The sequence below is a fragment of the Formosa sp. A9 genome (assembly GCF_051200825.1).
Classification (GTDB): domain Bacteria; phylum Bacteroidota; class Bacteroidia; order Flavobacteriales; family Flavobacteriaceae; genus Formosa.
Genome location: NZ_CP195158.1, coordinates 356,313 through 373,800 on the forward strand (window position 1 = coordinate 356,313; position 17,488 = coordinate 373,800).

General features: G+C 36.9%; 17 protein-coding genes. 6 read left to right on the forward strand and 11 right to left on the reverse strand.

What is annotated here, in order from left to right; genetic code table 11:
* Window positions 1–39: 39 nt before the first annotated feature.
* From sufC to ACR9EA_RS01430, 5 genes are all read right to left on the reverse strand, one after another.
* Window positions 40–792 (reverse strand): Fe-S cluster assembly ATPase SufC, encoded by a 753-nt coding sequence (gene sufC / locus ACR9EA_RS01410; RefSeq protein WP_435136451.1) that lies wholly within the window; start codon window positions 790–792, stop codon window positions 40–42.
* On the reverse strand, window positions 792–1,184 hold the full coding sequence (locus ACR9EA_RS01415; protein ID WP_435136454.1) for a hypothetical protein: 393 nt from the start codon (window positions 1,182–1,184) through the stop codon (window positions 792–794). The genes sufC and ACR9EA_RS01415 overlap by 1 nt, the downstream gene beginning before the upstream one ends.
* A gap of 15 nt (window positions 1,185–1,199) precedes the next feature.
* On the reverse strand, window positions 1,200–2,648 hold the full coding sequence (sufB, locus tag ACR9EA_RS01420) for a Fe-S cluster assembly protein SufB (protein WP_435136457.1): 1,449 nt from the start codon (window positions 2,646–2,648) through the stop codon (window positions 1,200–1,202).
* A 178-nt stretch (window positions 2,649–2,826) separates the two neighbouring features.
* Complete coding sequence (locus tag ACR9EA_RS01425) at window positions 2,827–3,156, reverse strand: HesB/IscA family protein (protein WP_435136460.1); 330 nt, start codon at window positions 3,154–3,156, stop codon at window positions 2,827–2,829.
* Window positions 3,157–3,342: 186 nt separating this feature from the next.
* Window positions 3,343–4,122 (reverse strand): MbnP family protein, encoded by a 780-nt coding sequence (locus ACR9EA_RS01430; protein ID WP_435136463.1) that lies wholly within the window; start codon window positions 4,120–4,122, stop codon window positions 3,343–3,345.
* Window positions 4,123–4,319: 197 nt separating this feature from the next.
* On the opposite strand from ACR9EA_RS01430, the gene thiL reads away from it, so the two are divergent.
* Window positions 4,320–5,384 (forward strand): thiamine-phosphate kinase, encoded by a 1,065-nt coding sequence (thiL, locus tag ACR9EA_RS01435; RefSeq protein ID WP_435136466.1) that lies wholly within the window; start codon window positions 4,320–4,322, stop codon window positions 5,382–5,384.
* A 3-nt stretch (window positions 5,385–5,387) separates the two neighbouring features.
* Here the strand turns inward: thiL and ACR9EA_RS01440 are convergent, their stop codons facing one another.
* The 3 genes from ACR9EA_RS01440 to ACR9EA_RS01450 form a co-directional block, all read right to left on the reverse strand.
* Window positions 5,388–5,657 (reverse strand): hypothetical protein, encoded by a 270-nt coding sequence (locus tag ACR9EA_RS01440; protein ID WP_435136468.1) that lies wholly within the window; start codon window positions 5,655–5,657, stop codon window positions 5,388–5,390.
* A 65-nt stretch (window positions 5,658–5,722) separates the two neighbouring features.
* Complete coding sequence (locus tag ACR9EA_RS01445; protein ID WP_435136471.1) at window positions 5,723–6,496, reverse strand: alpha/beta fold hydrolase; 774 nt, start codon at window positions 6,494–6,496, stop codon at window positions 5,723–5,725.
* A 65-nt stretch (window positions 6,497–6,561) separates the two neighbouring features.
* Window positions 6,562–7,218, reverse strand: a complete 657-nt coding sequence (locus ACR9EA_RS01450) for a hypothetical protein (protein ID WP_435136474.1) — start codon at window positions 7,216–7,218, stop codon at window positions 6,562–6,564.
* A 102-nt stretch (window positions 7,219–7,320) separates the two neighbouring features.
* On the opposite strand from ACR9EA_RS01450, the gene ACR9EA_RS01455 reads away from it, so the two are divergent.
* Window positions 7,321–8,643 carry an aspartate kinase gene (locus ACR9EA_RS01455; protein ID WP_435136477.1) on the forward strand — a complete coding sequence of 441 codons (1,323 nt, stop codon included), beginning with the start codon at window positions 7,321–7,323 and terminating at the stop codon, window positions 8,641–8,643.
* 84 nt (window positions 8,644–8,727) lie between these two features.
* On the opposite strand, the gene ACR9EA_RS01460 is transcribed toward ACR9EA_RS01455, so the two are convergent.
* Both ACR9EA_RS01460 and ACR9EA_RS01465 read right to left on the reverse strand, forming a co-directional pair.
* A complete protein-coding gene (locus ACR9EA_RS01460; protein WP_435136480.1) occupies window positions 8,728–9,291 on the reverse strand; it encodes a hypothetical protein in 564 nt (187 codons plus the stop codon).
* A 105-nt stretch (window positions 9,292–9,396) separates the two neighbouring features.
* Window positions 9,397–10,689, reverse strand: a complete 1,293-nt coding sequence (locus ACR9EA_RS01465) for an aminopeptidase P family protein (RefSeq protein WP_435136483.1) — start codon at window positions 10,687–10,689, stop codon at window positions 9,397–9,399.
* Between the two features lie 395 nt (window positions 10,690–11,084).
* On the opposite strand from ACR9EA_RS01465, the gene ACR9EA_RS01470 reads away from it, so the two are divergent.
* The 4 genes from ACR9EA_RS01470 to ACR9EA_RS01485 all read left to right on the forward strand — a co-directional run bounded on the left by ACR9EA_RS01470 (window position 11,085) and on the right by ACR9EA_RS01485 (window position 16,406).
* On the forward strand, window positions 11,085–11,765 hold the full coding sequence (locus ACR9EA_RS01470; protein WP_435136486.1) for a succinate dehydrogenase cytochrome b subunit: 681 nt from the start codon (window positions 11,085–11,087) through the stop codon (window positions 11,763–11,765).
* Between the two features lie 15 nt (window positions 11,766–11,780).
* On the forward strand, window positions 11,781–13,793 hold the full coding sequence (locus ACR9EA_RS01475) for a fumarate reductase/succinate dehydrogenase flavoprotein subunit (RefSeq protein WP_435136488.1): 2,013 nt from the start codon (window positions 11,781–11,783) through the stop codon (window positions 13,791–13,793).
* A 1-nt stretch (window position 13,794) separates the two neighbouring features.
* Window positions 13,795–14,550, forward strand: coding sequence for a succinate dehydrogenase/fumarate reductase iron-sulfur subunit (locus ACR9EA_RS01480; RefSeq protein WP_435139926.1), 756 nt, complete (start codon window positions 13,795–13,797; stop codon window positions 14,548–14,550).
* 86 nt (window positions 14,551–14,636) lie between these two features.
* On the forward strand, window positions 14,637–16,406 hold the full coding sequence (locus ACR9EA_RS01485; RefSeq protein ID WP_435136491.1) for a MutS-related protein: 1,770 nt from the start codon (window positions 14,637–14,639) through the stop codon (window positions 16,404–16,406).
* A 68-nt stretch (window positions 16,407–16,474) separates the two neighbouring features.
* On the opposite strand, the gene ACR9EA_RS01490 is transcribed toward ACR9EA_RS01485, so the two are convergent.
* Window positions 16,475–17,488, reverse strand: a complete 1,014-nt coding sequence (locus ACR9EA_RS01490) for a phytase (protein ID WP_435136493.1) — start codon at window positions 17,486–17,488, stop codon at window positions 16,475–16,477.

Genomic DNA, 17,488 nt, shown 5'->3' on the forward strand with positions numbered 1-17,488 from the left:
GTTTTACTTGTAGCCTAATGTTATGTGAAAAGGGTGATGTTAAGAATTAATTTCTTCTTTAATCCAATCGTAACCTTTTTCTTCAAGCTCGTGAGCCAATTCTTTACCGCCAGATTTAACAATGCGTCCGTTGTAAAGTACGTGTACAAAGTCTGGTACTATATAATCTAACAAACGTTGGTAGTGTGTAATAACTACTACAGCGTTGTCTTTGCTTTTAAGTTTGTTAACACCATTGGCAACTATACGCAAAGCATCGATATCTAAACCAGAATCTGTTTCGTCCAGAATAGCTAACTTAGGCTCTAACATGGCCATCTGGAAAATTTCGTTACGCTTTTTTTCGCCACCAGAAAAACCTTCGTTAAGCGAACGCGATAAAAATTTTCTGTCGATTTCTAACAACTCCGATTTTTCGCGGATTAACTTCAACATTTCGTTCGCAGGCATATCTTCTAGGCCTTTAGCTTTACGCGTTTCGTTAATCGCTGTTTTCATAAAATTAGTTACCGATACTCCTGGAATTTCTACAGGGTACTGAAAAGATAAAAAGATGCCTTTATGGGCGCGTTCTTCGGCCGATAGTTCTTCTATGTTTTCTTGATCAAAAAAGATTTCGCCGTCGGTAACTTCGTACTCTTCTTTTCCTGCAATTACAGATGATAGGGTACTTTTTCCAGAACCGTTTGGTCCCATAATAGCGTGTACTTCTCCAGGCTTAACTTCTAGGTTAATTCCTTTTAAGATTGCTTTGTCTTCTACGCTTGCGTGTAAATTATTAATCTTTAACATTACTCTTTTCCTAATTTTATAACATTGTTGTTTTCGGCTTTGGGCTTACTCACGTTTACTATTTCTTTAATATCTATACGAAGTGGCCAACCTTCTTCGTTTTCTGGTTTTGGTATTATAATTCCGCGTACTTCTACTGGAACCATGTCTGTTGGCTCTGTTTTAAACGCACTGGCTTGTTGATTTAGTTCGTGCATTTTGGTGTTTATAACCACGCCGTAAATTTCGGATGAAGTTTGCAGTACAGCGGCATCTGCATAATATACAAAATCGCCTTTAAGGGTTTGTAAATCTGATTGCTCTGGAGTTGCTGAGGTGTCGGATTTTGTGTCGTTTTTACAGCCAACTACAAGGGTTAATAAACAAAAAACTAAAATAAGTGTCTTTTTCATGATGTTGTTTTGCTGTTATCCTACAGAACCTTCTAAACTAATTTCTAACAGCTTTTGGGCTTCTACAGCAAATTCCATTGGAAGCTTATTTAAAACATCTTTACTAAAACCGTTTACAATAAGTGCAATTGCTTTTTCAGTATCAATACCTCTTTGGTTACAGTAAAAAATTTGGTCTTCTCCAATTTTACTTGTGGTAGCTTCATGCTCGATTTGGGCCGTTTTGTTTTTGGCTTCAATGTAAGGGAACGTGTGTGCACCACATTCGTTACCCATAAGTAAACTGTCGCATTGCGAAAAATTACGAGCATTTTCTGCTCTCGGACTTATTTGTACTAAACCTCTATACGAGTTTTGCGATTTTCCTGCAGAAATACCTTTACTAATAATGGTTGATTTGGTGTTTTTTCCTAAATGAATCATTTTAGTACCGGTGTCGGCTTGTTGGTAATTGTTGGTTACGGCAATGGAGTAAAACTCTCCTATTGCGTTGTCGCCTTTTAAAACACAGCTTGGATATTTCCAAGTAACAGCCGATCCTGTTTCTACTTGGGTCCAAGAAATTTTAGCATTGGTTTCGCATAAACCACGTTTGGTTACAAAGTTGTAAACACCACCTTTACCTTCGGCATTTCCTGGAAACCAGTTTTGTACAGTCGAGTATTTTATCTCGGCATTGTCTAAAGCAATTAACTCTACAACGGCGGCGTGCAATTGGTTTTCGTCGCGGCTTGGTGCGGTACAACCTTCTAAGTAGCTTACATAACTACCTTCGTCTGCAATAACCAAAGTTCTTTCGAACTGACCTGTTCCTGCTTGGTTGATTCTAAAATATGTCGATAATTCCATAGGGCATTTTACGCCTTTTGGAATGTAACAAAACGATCCGTCGCTAAATACAGCACTGTTAAGTGCAGCGTAGAAATTATCTTTTTGAGGCACAACCGTTCCGATATATTTTTTTACCAACTCAGGGTGTTCTTTAATTGCTTCGCTAATCGAGCAGAAAATAATACCCTTTTCGGCCAAGGTTTTCTTAAACGTAGTTGCTACAGAAACCGAGTCTACAACCACATCCATTGCTACGCCAGCTAACTTTTTCTGTTCGTCTAGCGAAATGCCTAGTTTGTTGAAGGTCTCTAATAATTCTGGATCTACCTCGTCTAAACTATCGTATTTTGGTTTGCTGTTAGGAGCCGAATAATACGAAATAGCCTGAAAATCTGGTTTTTCGTAATGCACATTGGCCCATTCTGGCTCTATCATATCTTGCCAGATTCTAAAAGATTCCAAACGCCATTCGGTCATCCATTCTGGCTCTTCCTTTTTAAGAGAAATAGCACGTACAATATCTTCATTTAAACCTACAGGAAATGTTTCAGATGCGATATCTGTGTAAAAACCGTATTCGTATTCTTTGGTTTTTAATTCTTCCCTTAAGTCATCCTCTGTATACTTACTCATGTTGTAATACTGTTGAAAGTTAAAAGTTGAAAGTTATAAAAGTTAAGTGCGTATGTGCTGTTTTAGCTTTTTAAAGGGTTTCTGCTTTAACTTTATTTTCAAATTAATAGGTTTTCTGTTTTAGATAAACACTATTGTTAAATCGTTTTTTTGTGTTGGTTAGTTTTATATGAAGTCTTTATAGCGAAAAACTTTCTCCGCAACCGCAGGTTCTGTTGGCATTTGGGTTGTTAAATACAAAACCAGTGCCGTTTAGTCCTCCAGAATATTCTAAAGTTGTTCCTATAAGGTACAGGAAACTTTTTTTGTCTACTATAATTTTTACGCCATTATCTTCAAAAACTTTGTCGCCTTCTTGCTGTTCTTTATCGAACTTTAAATCGTACGACAAACCAGAACAACCGCCACTTTTAACGCCTACGCGGATAAAATCGGTGGCAGCGTTATAACCGTCATCAGACATTAGTTCGATGACTTTCTTTTTAGCTGTTTCAGATACTTTAATCATAAATTGAATGCATTATGTCTAAATAGACTGCAAATATACAATTTAAGTAGGGTTTTACCATACAACCTTACATTATATTAGGATATAGTAGAATTGATTTTTTTTATAGGCTAAAAATAGTGGTTTGTACTGCAATATTTTTATATAAAATGTACTGCAAATTACTGATAATGAAGATTTAGATTTTTAATCTAAGCGAAATACATTTTGCCCGTTTTCGTTCATCATAAGTTGTGCTTCGTAATTACTCGTAAGCATGCTGTGGAGCGTGTTTAAGTCCCATAAATTGGGGTTTTTAAACCACTCGGCAACATTCATTTCTGCCGTTAATACTTTGTTGTTGCTTACGGTTGTAGGGCCAAGGTTTACGTTTATAGAAGTGTCTGTTAAAATTAAGCTGGTGCCCGATGTATCTGCTGCTCTTATCGTGTGGTATTGGTAGCCTGTTTCTTCGGGTATGGTTTCGTCGGTGCTTGGAGTTATAAATTTACCTTCTAATTGCATGTAATAGTAACCGCCGCCTAGCGTTTCTGGAACATTCCAAGAAGCCGAATTCAAATCTTGATATATGCCATCTATATTGTCGTTGTCGTTAAATCCGAAGGTGAAACTTACGTTGTTGTAGTGCCCGATAGGTATGGAGTCGGTTACAAAAAACTCCAGATTGTTGGCGTTGGTAACGTCTACTAGATTGTAGTTGTCGAAATGGTAGATTTCGCCGTTTTCGTGTTCTAATGAAACATTAGACACTAAATACCGCAATGCCTCAATACTGAGCTGTTCGCCATTGGCGTTTAAATATTTTAAGTTATTAAAATCGTTGTTCGATACTGAATTTCCGTCCCAATTGTGCGTGAATTTTAATGAGAAAGCAGCGTATTGAGAGGCTATGGCGTTATCGTCTTGGTCTTCGGAGCAAGACCAAAGTAGTGCTGAAATACAAAGTAGGGAAAGTAGCTTTTTCATAGCTATTTTGGCTTTTAAAATATTAATTAATCGTGAGGCAATTTAAAACCTGAACTGTTTAATAAACAAAAATAACAGAATATTAATTAGTTGTACGTTTTCTTAAAGGAATTAAATGTGATGTTTCTGTCAATGCTTCAATAGATTTTAAAAACAATGTAGTCGTTTATTATAAATAAGCTTCTTATTTTTGCAGTATGATAGAAGATAAAAATCAACAACGTACAGATTTAGGTGCTTTAGGTGAATTCGGTTTAATCGATCACCTCACTAAACATTTTAAAATTACACAAGAAACTACGGTTAAGGGTATTGGCGACGATGCTGCTGTTTTAGATTTTAAAGACAAGCAGGTTGTGGTTACTACCGATTTGTTGGTGGAAGGTGTGCATTTTGATTTAGCCTACATGCCTTTAAAGCATTTGGGGTACAAAGCTGTAATTGTTAATTTGTCCGATGTATATGCCATGAATGCTATGGCTACACAAATTACGGTATCTATAGCGGTTTCTAATCGTTTTCCTTTAGAGGCTTTAGAGGAATTGTATTCGGGGATTCAAGCGGCAGCCGATTTGTATAATGTAGATGTTGTAGGTGGAGATACAACGTCGTCAACCACTGGCTTGTTAATTTCTGTTACAGCAATGGGTACGGTAACGCAAGACGATGTAGTTTATAGAAATGGCGCTAAACCTAACGATTTGCTTGTGGTTACAGGCGATTTAGGTGGTGCTTACATGGGGTTGCAAGTGTTGGAGCGCGAAAAACAGGTGTTTAAGGTTAATCCTAAAAGTCAGCCAGACTTGGAGCCTTATACCTATTTAATTGAGCGTCAATTAAAGCCAGAAGCGCGCAAGGACATTGTAAAACTTTTAAAAGATCTTGAGGTTAAGCCAACCGCTATGATTGATGTTAGTGACGGACTATCTTCGGAAATTATACATATTTGTAAACAGAGCGAAGTAGGGTGCGATTTGTACGAAAATAAATTGCCTTTAGATCCGCAGTTTATAAGTACGTGCGAAGAGTTCGATATCGATAGTACTACAATAGCCTTAAGTGGTGGCGAAGATTACGAACTGTTATTTACTATTTCACAAGACGATTATCCTAAAATTAAGGCCAATCCTAATTTAACCGTTATTGGTTATATTACCGAAGCTTCTGCAGGAATGCACTTGGTTACAAGAGCAGAAACCAAAATACCGTTAAAAGCGCAAGGGTGGAACGCTTTAAGCAATACTACAGATAAAGAAGGGTAGTTTTTAAAAATACGATGGTTCTGTAAATGGTCTGTTTTTAATACGGGCTAATTTTGAAGAATGAATGCGTTCTAGAATAGAATTAATTTCTCTAAACTTAGGTGTTAGTTCTATCAGATTACCATTGCTGTTAGTTGTGAGTTCGCGTTTGCAATGTTTACAAGTGTATTCCTTAACAAAATAAGTAACTTGTTTTGTAACTTCATAATTATGACCAAAAAGTGAACAGTAAAGTTTTGGTAATGAGGCTGTTTTTTGATTAGTAGTTTTCATAAGTCGTTGGTTTTGATGTATTAAACTTATAGAAAAAAATAATAAAAAACGACGAAATGTATTAATTATTCGATGAAATGCATTAATTCTTGTAGGGATTCTCTTTCATTTTCAATATAACTCATGTGTCCATCAGGAAATTCCACTAATTTTACCTCGGTGTTTATAGTTTGTTGAATAACAGAATTATAGTCTAAAACCGGATCGTTTTTTCCAATAATAAACATTTTCTTATACGGCGAAAAATGGAGTAAGACTTCAAAATCTTGTCGAAGTTTCATGCCTTCCTGCGCAGCAATATATCCTTGAACAGGCGTTTTTAAGGCTTCTTTTTTTAATCGTGAAATGGCTTTTGCAAACTTTTTTGTGTTTTCGGGCCTAAATAAATTGGCAACAGACATTTCTACTAAAGTTTTGTAACTGGTTTTTGCGGCTTCAATGCCTCTGCTTCGTAAAGCTTTGCGCTCTTCGGAATCTGGTTTTGTGGTCGAATTCATTAATACCAAACCTTTAATATTATCTGGAAGACGTTCTGCTAAAACCAAGGCAACGTAGCCGCCCATAGAATGACCTACAACAAAATAGCGTCTTATTTTTAAATGTGTTAAAACGGTTTGTACGGCATCGGCCATCATTTCCATAGTATGAATGTAGCCAATACAACCGGTTTGTCCGTGCCCTAACAGGTCAATACTAATAACGCGATTCCTTTTAGATAGTGTAGGGGTTAGGTTGTTCCACATTTCGCTATTTTCAAGAAAGCCATGAAGCAGAATTATAGCAGTGCCTTTGCCTTCGTCTTTATAATATATAGGTGTGCCTTTGTGTTCTATAATCATAACTGCAATTTAAATGCAAAAATAAATGCTCTCTGTTAAATTAAATAATCTAAAACCATTAAGATTTAAGCGTGTAAGCGTTTTATGGCCGAAAACGCTTTATTTACGTACTGTTCTTCTACAAGTACTGTAAATTCGTTGGTGGTCGATACCACTTCGTATAATGTGATGCCTTCCCAAGCCAATCGTTTAAAGATTTGATAATACAGCCCAGCAATCTTGGTGTTGTCTTCGGGTAAATTTATGCTTATGGCCGAAAGGTCGGTTTGTAAACCTATGCGTGTTTCGTTGGCGAAATAAGTTTCGATGTGCTCGCGCTCAGAACTCGATATTACAATATTGCTTTCGTGTATGCCTCGTGTAAACGCGTAAAATATATTAGATTTATCGCCTACCTGCCGAATTACTTTTGCATGGCTTTCGTAAAGTGTGTTCGAGTTTTTGTATGTGTAGTTGGCTAAATTAGATCTCACGGTAATATCGCCAAGGTTGCTTAATACTTTTTTTAATCTTACAGAATTTCCTAAATCGCGTGGTGGCGAATATCGCCTTAAAGCCATCATAATAGCACCCGATTTTATGGGTTTTCTTAGCATTTCGCTAATAGGCTCTACAAGTTCGTTGGCTAATGCCGAGTAGTTAACAATGTTTCTAGAAATGGCTTCTTCTAGAAAGGGTTGTGCTAGTAGTAGTTCTTCTACGCAAGAGGCAATGGTTTTCATGTGTTAATTATTTAACATTCTGTGCAAATTTAGAACAATTTTTTAATTTTTATTTGAAGTATCGTCTTCCTGATTACTTTTGATGCTTTAAACTTAAACATTATGCTTGTATTAAAATTTGGTGGTACTTCTGTAGGGTCTGTAAAAAACATGACCAATGTTAAGAACATCATCTCGGAAGGAGGAAGAAAGATTGTTGTGCTATCGGCGATGTCGGGTACAACGAATGCGTTGGTGGAAATTTCCAATACAATTAAAGATGGTAAACCAGAAGCGGCGTTACAGCAAGTAGAGGCTTTGCACGCAAAATATATAGAGGTTGTAAACGAATTGCTTACAAATGAAGAATATGTTGCCGAAACGTTGCAGTATGTAGAGCGCGTTTTTAACGAATTAAAACAGATTACGGCACAACCGCATTCTACGTTGTTGTACAATATAATCGTATCTAAAGGAGAGTTGTTATCTACTTTTATGTTTAGTCGATTTTTGCAGCAAGACGGTATTAAAGCGAGTTTGGTCTCTGCATTCGATTTTATGCGTACCGACAGAAATAGCGAACCCGATGCATTTTACATTAAACAAAATTTGAATCGTATTTTAGATGCAAATAACGATACTCAAATTTTCGTTACACAAGGATTTATTTGTTTGGATGCCGATGGAAAAACGTCTAACCTAGAGCGTGGCGGTAGCGATTATACGGCGAGTATTATTGGTGCTGCTGTTGAAGCTGAAGAAGTTCAGATTTGGACAGATATCGATGGTTTCCATAATAACGATCCGCGATACGTTCATAATACCGATGCGATTTCGCATTTATCATTCGATGAAGCTGCGGAGTTAGCTTATTTTGGAGCTAAAATTCTGCATCCGCAAACGGTAATGCCGGTTCGTGATTTACAAATTCCTGTTCGTATTAAAAATACTATGGAGCCACAGGCTTTTGGAACCTTAATAGATGATAAAGCCGAAGGCGAAGGCATTAAAGCAATTGCTGCTATAGATGGCATTACGGCCATAAAAATTAAGTCGGCTAGAATGCTGCAGGCACACGGCTTCTTGAAAAAAGTATTCGAAATTTTCGAAAAATATCATACGTCTATTGATATGATTACGACTTCGGAAATTGCGGTGTCTTTAACCATTGATGACAATACGTTTTTAAATGATATTATAGCGGAATTAGAAGAATTTTCGAAAGTTAGTGTCGATACGCACCGAACCATTGTGTGTTTGGTAGGAAACAACATTGTGTACCATCCAGATACCCATAAACTATTTCAGATTTTACAAGATGTAAATATTAGAATGATTTCTTACGGAGGAAGTAATAATAATATTTCACTTTTAATAAATACCAGCGATAAAGTAGAAACGCTTCAAAAATTACACCGTTACATCTTCGAGATGTCTCTGGTCTAAATAATGTTTTTAATCACTGATCTTTAATTGAAAACGACACCTTTTGGGTGTCGTTTTTGTTTGTTGGTAGTTGTGTTTCAACAATTAAAATGTGTATCCAATTCGAACATGGAAATCTATAGCTGCTACAGTTTCGTCGCCAGAATAATAATCTTCTGCTTTGATGAAATAATGAGCAATTCCAACGCCAGCACCAACTTCATAATTAAAATGTGTGCCAAGATTTCTGCGAATACCCCAAGATGGAATAACTGTTAAAAAATTGATTATACTTACATTCTCTCTATTAGAGATAAGAAACCAGTCTGGGTGATAGCTGGTTTTTAAAGTAATAAAATTTCCGCTGTTTTGGTCTATACGTTTATTTTTTTCTAATCGCTTACTCAAGTTGTAATACCATTTCGGTTCCAATGTAATAACAGGAGTCATTAAGTATCCTGTTCCATAATAATCATTACCCCAAATAACAGCGTCTAACCCAATTTCACTCCGTAAAGCAATTGAGTTTGTTAGGCGTGATTCGTTGTTAATATATAATCCCAAAAGATTTGTTTGTACATTAAAAATAGAACGTTCTACACTTGAGGACTGGGCATAGCTCCCTAGAGAAAGTCCGCAAACGAACATGGCGAAAAGTAGGTTTTTCATGAAAGGTGGTTAAATGATTAATATTGTAAATGGGCTAAAATAAAAAAATAACCCAAAACAGATTCGTTTTGGATTATTTTATAATGATATTGAAATAACCAGTGTTTAGCTGTTCATTAAATCTTCAATTTCGTCGGCTTCAATAGGGATGTTGCGCATTAAGTTAAAAGGTTCTCCTTGAGGTTGAATAACCACATCGTCCTCTAAACGTATGCCAAAACCTTCTTCAGGAATGTAAATGCCCGGCTCAACGGTAAATACCATATTGGCTTGCATAGGCTCGGTAAGTATGCCGTAGTCGTGCGTGTCTAATCCCATATGGTGGGAGGTGCCGTGCATAAAATATTTTTTGTAAGCAGGCCAATCTGGGTTTTCGTTTTGCACATCGGCTTTGTCTAAGAGTCCTAGATCTATAAGTTCAGAAGTCATTAATTTACCAACTTCAACATGGTAATCTGCCCAAATGGTACCAGGTACAAGCATTTTTGTCGCCTCGTTTTTAACGCGGTTAATGGCATTGTACACTTGTTTTTGTCGGTCGGTAAAACGGCCAGAAACAGGAATGGTTCGTGACATATCCGACGAATAATTGGCATATTCGGCACCAATATCCAGCAAAATTAAGTCGCCAGCTTTACATTCCTGATTGTTTTCTATGTAATGTAGCACATTGGCGTTATTACCAGAAGCAACAATAGGTGTGTAAGCAAAACCTTTAGACCTGTTGTTAAGGAATTCGTGCATGAATTCGGCTTCTATATTATATTCCGTTACGCCCGGTTTTACGAAGTTTAAAATTCTTCGGAATCCCTTTTCGGTAATGTTACAGGCTTGTTGAATTAAGTCGATTTCTATGGCATGCTTTACAGAGCGTAAACGCTGTAAAATAGGATTGCTTTTAGCTACACTGTGTGCAGGATATTTTTCGCGAAGCCAGGCGTTAAAGCGGTCTTCGCGAGTTTGGGTTTCTGTGTTTGCTCGGTAATGTTCGTTGGTGTTTATATAAACCGTTTCGCATTGCGACATGATTTCCTTAAAAATTTTGTCGAAATCCTGAAGCCAATACACAGTTTTGATGCCAGAGGTTTTAAAAGCGGCATCTTTGTCTAATTTAGCGCCTTCCCAAACAGCAATGTGTTCGTTGGTTTCGGTTAAAAATAAAATTTCGCGATGTTTTGGATTTGGACAATCCGGAAATAAAACCAAAATACTACTTTCTTGGTCTACACCACTTAGGTAGAATAAATTGCGGTCTTGCTGGAACGGCATGGTACTGTCTGCGCCAATTGGGTAAATGTCGTTTGCGTTAAAAACGGCTAAACTATTTGGTTTCATTTGCGCTTTAAACTGCGCTCTGTTGTGGATAAATAAATCGCTGTTTATAGGGTGATATTTCATTTTGAAATGATGTTTGTTTACAGTTTTTTTTCAAAATTACATATATAAAAAGTAATGCTGTAACTAGAAACCTTAAATTGATGTTAAACCTGAAATGACGTTTTTGTAGTAGGTTTTAATTGTGTAAATAATTACGTATTTTTTAAGTATTAAACTACGTATTAAATTGATTTTTTGTTAAAAATCAGAAGAAAATATACGTATTGCATTGTTGGAAAAAATATTTTTTTTGACGGACTTTATCTTGGTGTTCGAAATCGTTATAGTAAAACTCTTAAAATGAGTTGTTTAATAGCTTCTTTAAAATCGTTCTAAATACAAATTTATAGAGGCAACTTTTTGTGTATGAAACACTGGTAGCCTAAATTTGTAATTATAAAACTAACATCAAAAAAATGAGCGGAATTTTAAATTCTTCAATAGGAAGAAAGTTTGCGATGGCTCTATCTGCACTCTTTCTTATGATTTTCTTATTACAGCATTTTATTATCAATTTAACTTCAGTATTTAGTGCAGATGCGTTTAACAACCTATCGCATTTTATGGGTACCAATCCATTAATTCAATACCTCATGCAACCGGTATTAATTTTTGGAGTGATATTTCATTTTGTAATGGGGTTTGTATTAGAAATACGTAATAAGAATGCAAGGCACATTAAATATTATAAAAATAATGGTGCTGCCAATTCTACTTGGATGAGTAGAAATATGATTTACAGTGGGTTATTTATTTTAATCTTCTTGATTATTCACTTTTTAGATTTTTGGATTCCGGAAATCAACACCAAATACATTCAAGGCGATATGTCTGGTTTGTTAGCCGATGGCGAAACGTACCGTTATTTTGAAGAATTACAGCACAAATTTGTGCCTTTTTGGAGAGTGGCTTTATACTGTTTAGGGTTTGTATTCTTAGCACTGCACTTGCTGCATGGTTTCGATTCGGCATTCCAATCGGTTGGAGCAAATAACAAATACACGAAAGGTTTAAAAGGATTTGGAAAAGCGTATGCCATTGTAATTCCTGTTGGGTTTATCGTTATTGCTTTATTTCATCATTTTAACGCACACTAAAAAACACATCTAAATATGGCTTTAGATTCAAGAGTACCAAAGGGTCCAATTAAAGATAAATGGACAGACTATAAAAATAAAATAAACCTTGTAAACCCAGCAAACAAACGTCATATCGATGTTATTGTTGTAGGAACAGGGTTAGCTGGAGGTTCTGCTGCAGCTACTTTAGCAGAATTAGGTTACAATGTAAAAGCTTTTGCTTATCAAGATTCGCCACGTCGTGCACACTCTATTGCTGCACAAGGGGGAATTAACGCTGCAAAAAATTATCAAGGCGATGGCGATTCTACATACAGATTGTTTTACGATACTGTAAAAGGTGGCGATTACCGTTCGCGCGAAGCTAACGTGTACCGTTTGGCCGAAGTATCTGCAAATATTATAGACCAATGTGTGGCGCAAGGTGTACCTTTTGCACGCGATTATGGCGGATTGTTAGATAACCGTTCGTTTGGTGGTGTATTAGTATCTAGAACATTCTATGCTAAAGGTCAAACAGGACAGCAGTTGTTATTAGGTGCTTATTCTGCCATGAACAGACAAATTGCACGTGGTAAAATAGAAATGTTTAACCGCCACGAAATGTTAGATGTGGTTATTGTAGACGGCAAAGCTAGAGGTATTATTGCCCGTAATTTAATAACCGGAGAAATAGAAAGACATTCTGCGCATGCTGTAGTAATCGCTTCTGGTGGATATGGAAATGTATATTTCTTATCGACTAACGCTATGGGAAGTAATGCTACCGCAGCTTGGAAAATTCATAAAAAAGGGGCGTATTTCGCAAACCCTTGTTATACACAAATTCACCCAACGTGTATTCCGCGTTCTGGAGATTACCAGTCTAAATTAACGTTAATGTCGGAGTCGTTACGTAACGACGGACGCATTTGGGTGCCTAAAAACATGGACGATGTTTTGGCCATTCGTGAAGGACGTAAAAAGCCTACCGATTTATCGGAAGACGAGCGTGATTATTACTTAGAGCGTCGTTATCCTGCCTTTGGTAACTTAGTACCTAGAGATGTGGCGTCGCGTGCCGCTAAAGAGCGTTGCGATGCAGGTTATGGTGTTAATGCTACTGGTGAGGCGGTGTATTTAGACTTTGCTTCGGCAATACAACGTTATGGGAAAGAGCAAGCTAAAATTCACAATATCTCTAATCCTTCAGCAGAAAAAATATACGAATTAGGTCAGAAAATCGTTGAAGCGAAATACGGAAACTTATTCCAGATGTACGAAAAAATCGTAGATGAAGATCCGTATAAAACGCCAATGATGATTTATCCTGCGACACACTACACTATGGGTGGTGTTTGGGTAGATTATAACTTAATGACGACCATTCCTGGATGTTATTGTATTGGGGAAGCGAACTTCTCCGATCACGGGGCTAACAGATTGGGAGCTTCAGCCTTAATGCAAGGTTTAGCCGATGGTTATTTTGTGTTACCGTATACTATTGGCGATTATTTAGCCGATGATATCCGTACAGGAAAAATTTCTACCGCAACGAAAGAATTCGATGAAGCCGAAAAAGCTGTAAAAGATCGTATTGATTTCTTTATCAATAATAAGGGTACAAAATCTGTAGATCATTTCCACAAACGTTTAGGAAAAGTAATGTGGGATAAAGTAGGTATGGCCAGAAACGAAAAAGGTTTAAAAGAAGCTATGGCAGAAATTAAAGCCATTCGCGAAGAATTCTGGAAAGAAGTTAAAGTGCCAGGTAATGCTAACGAATTAAACCCAGAGTTAGAAAAAGCAGGTCGCGTAGCAGATTTCTTAGAGTTAGGCGAATTGTTTGCTAAAGATGCTCTTGTAAGAGAAGAATCTTGTGGTGGGCACTTTAGAGAAGAGTCTGTAGAATTAGATGGCGAACAAAAAGGAGAAGCTAAACGAGACGATGAAAACTTCGCATTCGTATCGGCTTGGGAATACAAAGGCGAACCAGCTGATGCTGTACTACATAAAGAACAATTAGAATTTAAAGATATAGAACTTAAACAACGTTCATACAAATAAAATAGACATTATGAATTTAACACTAAAAATTTGGAGACAGAAAGACTCGAGTGCAAAGGGTCAAATGGTCGATTATAAAGTCACCGATATTTCAGAGCATATGTCTTTTTTAGAAATGATGGATGTTTTGAACGAACAATTGGTTAACGCTGGCGAAGAACCTGTAGCTTTCGATCACGATTGTCGCGAAGGTATCTGTGGTATGTGTTCGTTATATATTAATGGCGAAGCCCATGGTCCAGACCGAGGGGTAACTACTTGCCAGTTGCATATGCGTATGTTTAAAGATGGCGACACGATTACTATCGAGCCATGGCGCGCAGCTGCATTTCCAGTTATAAAAGATTTAATAGTAGATAGAACGTCTTTTGAGCGTATCCAGCAAGCAGGCGGATTTATTTCTGTAAATACTTCTGGAAATACGCAAGATGCCAACGCTATTCCTATTGCTAAAGAAGCCGCCGATAAAGCTATGGATGCTGCTACCTGTATTGGTTGTGGTGCCTGTGTAGCGAGTTGTAAAAACTCGTCTGCAATGTTGTTTGTTGGTGCAAAAGTATCGCAGTATGCATTGCTTCCGCAGGGACAAGTAGAGGCCACAGAGCGTGTATTAAACATGGTAAAACAAATGGACGAAGAAGGTTTTGGTAACTGTACCAATACTGGAGCTTGCGAAGTAGAATGTCCTAAAGGTATTTCTTTAGAGAACATTGCCCGTATGAATCGCGAATATTTAAAAGCAGCGTTTAAAGGCTAAACCTTACAACGTTTATATAACATTAAAAATCCTAAGCATTTTGCTTAGGATTTTTTGTTTAGTTTTAAACCCTAATATTATAAATAATGAACAGACCCATATCGTTTTACCAAAATCAATCTCAGTCACATCAAAAGGTAGTCGCTACTTTAAATACACAAATACGTACACTTAGTATGGCGCGTTTACAGGTGTTTTTGGCTTCTGCTTACGGTGTGTATGCCACATTTAAAGAATGGCAAATTGCGTTAATTATAGGTGGGGTAGGGTTGGCTGTGTTTTTGTTTCTGTTGGTTAAGTATTCCAATATTAAATACAAACGCAATATAGAAAAAGCGCTGGTAGCCATTAATAATGAAGAAATTAATATAATTAAAAATGGATTTTTACACAGGCCAGACGGTGTAGAGTTTCAAGATCCAAAACATGCTTACAGTTTAGATATCGATGTGTTCGGAAGAGGCTCGTTGTTTCAGAGTATAAATAGGACTTACATTGCCGGAGGAACACAAAAGCTAGCAGAAATTTTAAAAGCCAATACCGTTGAAGGTATTAAAAAAAGACAAGACGCCATTACTGAGTTAGCCGATAAGGCGACTTGGAGGCAGTATTACAGTGCCCTGTCTAGCGTTGTACAAGTTGAGGTTCCTGCCAAAACAATTAACAGTTGGTTAAAAGGTTATACTCCAAAATTGCCATCGTATTTTAACATTATTCCGTGGCTGTTTGGTGGTGTGTCGCTCGTTTTGTTGGTATGTGTGTATTTTAGTGTGCTTTCGGCAAATATTTTAGGTTTATGGTTGTTGGTGGGCTTATTGTTTACTGGGGTGTATTTAAAAACTATAAATGTGTTGTCGTCGCAGACCGAAAAATTAAAAAACACGTTTAAACAATATGCGGGGCTTTTAGAACAAATAGAGCAAGAGAAGTTTACTTCAAGTTTGTTAATTGAACAGCAAAAACAAATAGCGCACGATACCGAAAAGGCGTCGCAAATATTTAAAGAATTATCAGGTTTATTAGATCGTTTAGACAATAGAAATAATCTGATTTCTGCCATTTTTGGTAATGGACTGTTTTTATTAGATATAAAACATGCCTATGCGATCGAGCAATGGATTAAAAAACATGGATCGAAAACCACAGATTGGTTAGAGGTCATTGCGTTTTTTGATGCTTATAATGCGTTGGCCAATTATAGTTTCAACCATCCGCAGTTTACGTATCCAAAACTCACCAAAGAAGTTGCTGTCATTGAAGCCTCTCAATTGGGACACCCGTTGTTGCATTCAGAAAAAAGAATCGATAACGATTTTAAGATCGATAGGTCCCAGTTTTTTATTATTACAGGAGCCAACATGGCTGGAAAAAGTACGTTTTTAAGAACAGTATCATTATATATTGTAATGGCTAATGTTGGGCTCCCGGTCTGTGCCCAATCGAGTGCATATAATCCCATAAAGTTAATTACAAGTATGCGAACCAGCGATTCGTTAACCGATGATAGTTCGTATTTCTTTTCGGAGTTAACACGGTTAAAATATATTGTAGACACCGTGCAGACCGATGCGTATTTTATTGTTTTAGATGAAATTTTAAAGGGTACGAACAGCACCGATAAAGCTATCGGATCTAAACAATTTGTCGAGAAGCTGGTCGGTTTACAAGCAACAGGTATTATAGCAACGCACGATTTGAGTTTATGTGAGATTGCAACCGAATTAACCCAGATTAGAAACCATTATTTTGATGCCGAAATTATTAATAACGAATTGCATTTTGACTACACATTTAAAACAGGTGTCTGCCAAAATATGAATGCTAGCTTTTTATTAAAGAAAATGGAGATTATATAAATCGTATATTGTAAAAAGCCCTTTTCTAATTTAGAAAAGGGCTTTTAAGATTTGGGGCAAAATAAGGTTTAATTAAGTTGAAGCAAGTCTAAACTGTGGAAGAAAAAATCCTTTTCGTCGTTCATCGAGACAAATAAACCATTAGGATATTTACTGCCTAAAGCTTGGGTGGTAACATCGCAACCATCGGTTTCTTTAGTACCTAAATTTATAGTCTTTACAAAACTGTTATCCCCACGTTTAAAAATGTTGAAACTGTGGTCTTGCTGGTTCGAAACGATTAAGTAACCAGAGCCATCACTATAAGTGGCTATAGCAATGCCTTCAATATCGTCTTTAAAGTGTTCGCTTCCAAAAATGGCAATTTGCTCGTCGCCTTGGGCGGGATCTGCATGGAATTTTCTAATCCCTACACCTTCATCAGAATAGTATACGTGGCCTAAAGCATCGTCTACAGCTATGGCTTCAATTTCTTTTTGTCCGCTAAACGTTCCAAATTTTCTAACTAAAGTAGCTGTTACACCTTGGTTGCCAGCATCTAGTTTGTATTGGTATAAATACCCTTGTGTAGGGCCATTTTTACGACTTACTATAGCATAAAAAGCTTGGTCTTTTGGGTTTTTATAAATGCTTATACCCATTGGACGTTTCAATTCTATATCAGTTTCATCTTCAAAAACAGGAAAACCGCCATTGTCTAAGGGTGTCATGTCTGGCACACTGTAAAGTCTTATCTGGTGTTTTTCACGCTCGGTAAACATCATGATATCTACTTGGGTAGAGTCGTTTAACGCAAACCCGTATTCGATATCTACATTGTTAGGGTAGCTAACGTTGGTAAGGCTTTTACTTTCTATAATTTTACCATCTAAATCGAAAGCGTACACGCCGCCGTTTACTTCGTCTTTATCGGTGCCAAAAATAATACTTTGTTCTGGGTTGGCTTTGTTTATCCAAATGGCAGGATCGTCTGTGTCGTGTGGTGTTTTCTGACTTACCAGTGTAGGTTTTACAAGGGGTAAACTGCTTTTACAGGCTACTAAAGAACCAGCTACTAAAAGGCTTAATATATATTTTTTCAT

What these genes read in the sequence shown, in the direction of transcription:
- sufC (WP_435136451.1), bottom strand. Translation starts at nt 792, where the DNA reads ATGTTAAAGATTAATAATTTACACGCAAGCGTAGAAGACAAAGCAATC.
- ACR9EA_RS01415 (WP_435136454.1), bottom strand. Translation starts at nt 1,184, where the DNA reads ATGAAAAAGACACTTATTTTAGTTTTTTGTTTATTAACCCTTGTAGTT.
- sufB (WP_435136457.1), bottom strand. Translation starts at nt 2,648, where the DNA reads ATGAGTAAGTATACAGAGGATGACTTAAGGGAAGAATTAAAAACCAAA.
- ACR9EA_RS01425 (WP_435136460.1), bottom strand. Translation starts at nt 3,156, where the DNA reads ATGATTAAAGTATCTGAAACAGCTAAAAAGAAAGTCATCGAACTAATG.
- ACR9EA_RS01430 (WP_435136463.1), bottom strand. Translation starts at nt 4,122, where the DNA reads ATGAAAAAGCTACTTTCCCTACTTTGTATTTCAGCACTACTTTGGTCT.
- thiL (WP_435136466.1), top strand. Translation starts at nt 4,320, where the DNA reads ATGATAGAAGATAAAAATCAACAACGTACAGATTTAGGTGCTTTAGGT.
- ACR9EA_RS01440 (WP_435136468.1), bottom strand. Translation starts at nt 5,657, where the DNA reads ATGAAAACTACTAATCAAAAAACAGCCTCATTACCAAAACTTTACTGT.
- ACR9EA_RS01445 (WP_435136471.1), bottom strand. Translation starts at nt 6,496, where the DNA reads ATGATTATAGAACACAAAGGCACACCTATATATTATAAAGACGAAGGC.
- ACR9EA_RS01450 (WP_435136474.1), bottom strand. Translation starts at nt 7,218, where the DNA reads ATGAAAACCATTGCCTCTTGCGTAGAAGAACTACTACTAGCACAACCC.
- ACR9EA_RS01455 (WP_435136477.1), top strand. Translation starts at nt 7,321, where the DNA reads ATGCTTGTATTAAAATTTGGTGGTACTTCTGTAGGGTCTGTAAAAAAC.
- ACR9EA_RS01460 (WP_435136480.1), bottom strand. Translation starts at nt 9,291, where the DNA reads ATGAAAAACCTACTTTTCGCCATGTTCGTTTGCGGACTTTCTCTAGGG.
- ACR9EA_RS01465 (WP_435136483.1), bottom strand. Translation starts at nt 10,689, where the DNA reads ATGAAATATCACCCTATAAACAGCGATTTATTTATCCACAACAGAGCG.
- ACR9EA_RS01470 (WP_435136486.1), top strand. Translation starts at nt 11,085, where the DNA reads ATGAGCGGAATTTTAAATTCTTCAATAGGAAGAAAGTTTGCGATGGCT.
- ACR9EA_RS01475 (WP_435136488.1), top strand. Translation starts at nt 11,781, where the DNA reads ATGGCTTTAGATTCAAGAGTACCAAAGGGTCCAATTAAAGATAAATGG.
- ACR9EA_RS01485 (WP_435136491.1), top strand. Translation starts at nt 14,637, where the DNA reads ATGAACAGACCCATATCGTTTTACCAAAATCAATCTCAGTCACATCAA.
- ACR9EA_RS01490 (WP_435136493.1), bottom strand. Translation starts at nt 17,488, where the DNA reads ATGAAAAAATATATATTAAGCCTTTTAGTAGCTGGTTCTTTAGTAGCC.